Annotated in this window: 4 protein-coding genes and 2 pseudogenes; 2 read left to right on the top strand and 4 right to left on the bottom strand. The window is 39.8% G+C overall.

The features are described from left to right. Positions 1-43 precede the first annotated feature (43 nt). From IM319_RS11545 to IM319_RS11535, 3 genes are all read right to left on the bottom strand, one after another. Positions 44-391 carry a hypothetical protein gene (locus IM319_RS11545; protein WP_287735698.1) on the bottom strand — a complete coding sequence of 116 codons (348 nt, stop codon included), beginning with the start codon at positions 389-391 and terminating at the stop codon, positions 44-46. Positions 392-593: 202 nt separating this feature from the next. Next, entirely contained in the window at positions 594-1,097 is a 504-nt protein-coding gene (locus IM319_RS11540; protein WP_287735697.1) for an AidA/PixA family protein, read from the bottom strand. Positions 1,098-1,170: 73 nt separating this feature from the next. Further along, on the bottom strand, positions 1,171-1,629 hold the full coding sequence (locus IM319_RS11535; RefSeq protein WP_287735696.1) for a hypothetical protein: 459 nt from the start codon (positions 1,627-1,629) through the stop codon (positions 1,171-1,173). Between the two features lie 389 nt (positions 1,630-2,018). Between IM319_RS11535 and IM319_RS11530 the strand changes: the two genes are divergently transcribed. After that, complete coding sequence (locus IM319_RS11530) at positions 2,019-2,165, top strand: hypothetical protein (RefSeq protein WP_287735695.1); 147 nt, start codon at positions 2,019-2,021, stop codon at positions 2,163-2,165. Between the two features lie 382 nt (positions 2,166-2,547). On the opposite strand, the pseudogene IM319_RS22515 reads toward IM319_RS11530, so the two are convergent. After that, positions 2,548-2,803, bottom strand: a pseudogene (locus tag IM319_RS22515) (BrnA antitoxin family protein). 305 nt (positions 2,804-3,108) lie between these two features. Between IM319_RS22515 and IM319_RS11520 the strand changes: the two are divergent. Then, a pseudogene (locus IM319_RS11520) lies at positions 3,109-3,816 on the top strand (amidohydrolase family protein); the annotation flags it as partial. Positions 3,817-3,954 lie beyond the last annotated feature (138 nt).

The raw sequence follows: 3,954 nt of genomic DNA, 5'->3' as shown, positions 1-3,954 counted from the left end.
TGGAGTGATTGGGGGGAAAATTCAGGGACTTTTTCCCTGAAAATTAGGTAATTGACCACCTGAAAATGGGTAAAACCCCACACCCCACACCCCAACCCCCAACCCCCAACCCCCACCGAAAAACTTTTTCAGCAGACCCTAAATAGTCCCAAGTTTGTTGATGTTCGGAAGCATCTTCATCTTCGCTTAACCAAGAGTCTAAAAGATTAATCGCTGCTTGATTTTTTTGAGCTTGTTCTGGGTTAATAATCGCTGAAGTTGTTGATGGAATTGTTTGTCGAAATTGGCGCAGTGTTTCTAGTAGTTCTGTCCAATATTCTCTGGGGGTTGCTTCTATTTCAGAGATTAGCAAGTCGAGGGAGATTGGCGATCGCTTGGAAGAATTTACCACAGATACTACTCACAGGTTAGAGGCTATCTTTCAATTCTAATTGATCTAAGCAGAAAACAAATAAGCTCTCCTGATGACTGATAGATAAAAGGTATGTCACCGCAGTAACACACCTTTATTATTGTTGGGTTTCGTTGCCTCAACCCAATCGAGAAGAAGAAGCGATCGTACTAATCTAGAAAAATGGGCGATCGCACTTGAGTTATTGGGCTGTAATGAATGGATCCCAGTTAATGTGATAGGAAACAGGTTGAAGTTGACCCACTGTCACTTTAATCTGTATCTGATAGGTTTCTGTTCCTGTATTGAATGCTTGCCCAATCCAATAGCTCCCATCAGGTTCTTTATTAGGAGAGGGTTGTTTTCGTGGTTGACCAGCAGCAGTGAAAACATTTCCCTTAGATACTGTAAACCCAGTAATAATGACTTGATCTCCTGATACTCCTTCACCATTAATTGGTACTGTGTTAAAGCCGATTAAGCTACCGACACGACATTTAGTATGTAATTCTAGTGTTCCTTCCCCAGTGCTACCGTTGCCCACCATATTGTCCATCATATAAATACCTTGACTGATATTTCGACCTTGCTGTGAAGCAACATAGGCTGTGTCAACAGCAATCGTAATCGCCGTTGCGGGATTAAGATTAAATAGTGCTGTCTCAGGCACGCGAATAACAGTACGATCTGGATATAAAGTAATCATGGTTTGTCCCTCTAGTTGAATTGTGTTGATTGGAATTGAATGCCTAAAGTTTTTGAAATTCTATGCGGAATGTTTAGGAGTGTACTGACAGAGTTGGACAAACAGTCGTGGTAACGTCTGGACCTTGTTCAGTATTGAAGGTTATTGAATACTGAGCCTCTCCATTAGCTTGTACTTGCCCAGTCCAAATATTAGGCTGATATGGTTGCGGTGTACCTCCCGATCCAAAAACACTTGCACCTGAAAAATTGGCAATGCTAAGTGTAACATCAGAGTTAATGTTAGTATTTAGAATTGTCCAACAAATTTTGCTGTTAGTTGTAGCATGAGTTACAAGAGAAGTTGTTCCTTCTTCTGAACTGCCATTGTTGTAATTGTTATCTACTAGATAGACACCGTTTGTAGAGCCGTATTGAAGAGCATTGGTATCCACCCAAATTTGAATAAAAATGCTACACTCGCTAGGTTGAATTGCCATTGTTTTTACCTCTTCTATGTTGTTTTGGTTGATTGAAGATTTGATTAAAGACAAATCTTTTTTGGGAAAAAGGGGAATTTATGTCCCCCTTTATTAATTGCCTAACTGATTTCTTGCAGTTAGATAAAATTTCTAGGTTTCCTTGACTTAGCAAGACCCAAAAAGTACCTTAAGCAAAATGCCTTGTCTTTTGGGCTAAAAGTGATTTGTTTAATCACCTTTGATACCAGAATAAGTTTTATTTGGGGTAATGGCAATCTATAAATCTAATACTTTTCTAATAGGTTTTTTGGTGCAGAATATTAACTTTTATATGAGATTTATATTAGATTTATATTAGATTTAAAGGGTCACTTTATGGTATAATACCCTAAACCTTGAAGTAGAACAGATGAATTAATCAGACAGATTTAAGAGATTAAACCCGATTTACCTTAACTAGAATGAGTAAAACCCTTTTATATGCTGATTTGTTGCGATTTCAGGGATTTATTGCTGGATTTATTCAAGGAAAGCCTAAAAAACGCCCGCTTTTCTCAGAAAATCAAGAGATGCGATCGCCCTCAAAGATGAAACCAGATGCTATTTAGTCGTAATCTCCAAAAATATCCCACTCTCTCGGATGTAGCATCTTTGAAGTATGGATGTTAGATGAATTGGGCAAAAACTCTACAGATGGTGTTACTACAAACCTTGTACCCCTACAGATAGGGTATTTTTTTGAGCGGGTCTAATTTTTCCTGTAATATTAGATTTTTTTTAACTTTAAAGGGTCACTTTATGGTATAGTAACCTAATTTTTTAAGTAGAACTAATGAATTAATCGGGCGGCTAAAATCCTCAAAACCCTTTTAAAATCTGACTTATAGCGGTTTCAGGGGATGAAAAGAAGCAAAAAAGCGATCGCTATTCCTCAGAACAACACAGCGATCGCCTAACTTTTAACTATCACAAGCAACATTACAAGCAACATTATTGGAGGGCTGATAATTCTTCCCGAAGAATGCGGCGTAAATCGGACTGAGTGAGCGATCGCTCCTTAGGAGATTGGATATATTGTTTTAAAACCTCATTAATTAGGGTTTGATAGCCCATTCCTGCGGTTTGCTGCCTGTTCTCGAAAATAAGCTAGAATCTCATCATCTAGATAAATGGTAATGCGTGTTTTTCCCTTAGAGGAAATGAGCGCCCCCCGTTTTCCTTTAGAAAAATCATATTCCTTTCTCATAAGTTTTTCTCTCTTGTTTTGTAGCACGACGAGCAGAAATCAAGGGAATGACTTCACCCCGCAAAATATCACACGAATCGCCTTACCTTCGCACTTAGAGGAATATTGAGGGGGAATGACAACTGTACCATGATGAAGAATCGTCTTAAATTCAATCGCTTCCATTCGTTAAGTTTAATAAAGTGCTGTATCAAGTTTAACCCAATCAATCCATGGAGTTCCAGGAGACGAAAAGAAAGAATAAAAAAGCGATCGCTTTTTCCCGATCAAATATAATCTAGGTAGAAAATTGCCGAAAAATCGCTATGCTCAACGGGTACAAAATTATTGATGCTGATTCCCATGTCATTGAACCCCCCGCAATGTGGGGCCAATACCTAGAACCTAAATTTAGGGAATTTGCTCCTTCTGCTGACATGAAAATCAAAGGAGAACCGATTAGTCAAAAAATCTCCCCACAAGTCCAAAAAGAAGGGAATAAGCAGATGATGCAAGCTCATCCCCACGCTTATCTCAATCGCTATAACCCAGAGTCCCATGTTCAAGCAATGGTACAAATGGGGGTAGATAGGGCCTTTATTTATCCTACTTACGGACTATGGTTATTTGCCATTGATAGCCTACCCGCCGAAGTGATGGGGGCTTTTGTCCGTGCCTATAATAGATGGTTATCAGAAGAATATTGTAGCTATGACCCGGCTAGACTGAAAGGAGTCGCTGCAGTCAATCAACATGATCCCGAAGACATGGTCAAAGAGCTACACCGCAGCGCAAACTTGGGCTGGAAGGCGGTTTTTTTGCGGCCTAACCCCGTTAAAGGCAGAATTTTGAGCGATCTAGCCTATGAACCCTTTTGGGCGGCCTGCGAGGATTTAGACATGGCTGTAGGAATTCATGAAGGCACTCATAGCCGCTTACCCACCACTGGTGCCGAGCGATTTAATAGTCGGTTTGCGCTTCATGCTTGTTCTCACCCGATGGAACAAATGATGGCACTATTAGCCTTAATTGAAGCTATCCATTAGTCACATCTTTCTTAACATAAAATTTGACAAAAAGAGAAAAGTGTGCAAGATGGCTCAAGGAGGTTCTATGGGGGGACTAATTTGATGAGATAGTTTCCAAGTCTGGCTGATATCATGTAACCTTCG

The organism is Microcystis sp. M113S1 (genome assembly GCF_020246945.1).
Lineage (GTDB): Bacteria > Cyanobacteriota > Cyanobacteriia > Cyanobacteriales > Microcystaceae > Microcystis.
The sequence above is the reverse complement of the archived record's forward strand: the minus strand, read 5'-3'. Positions and strand labels throughout refer to the sequence as shown.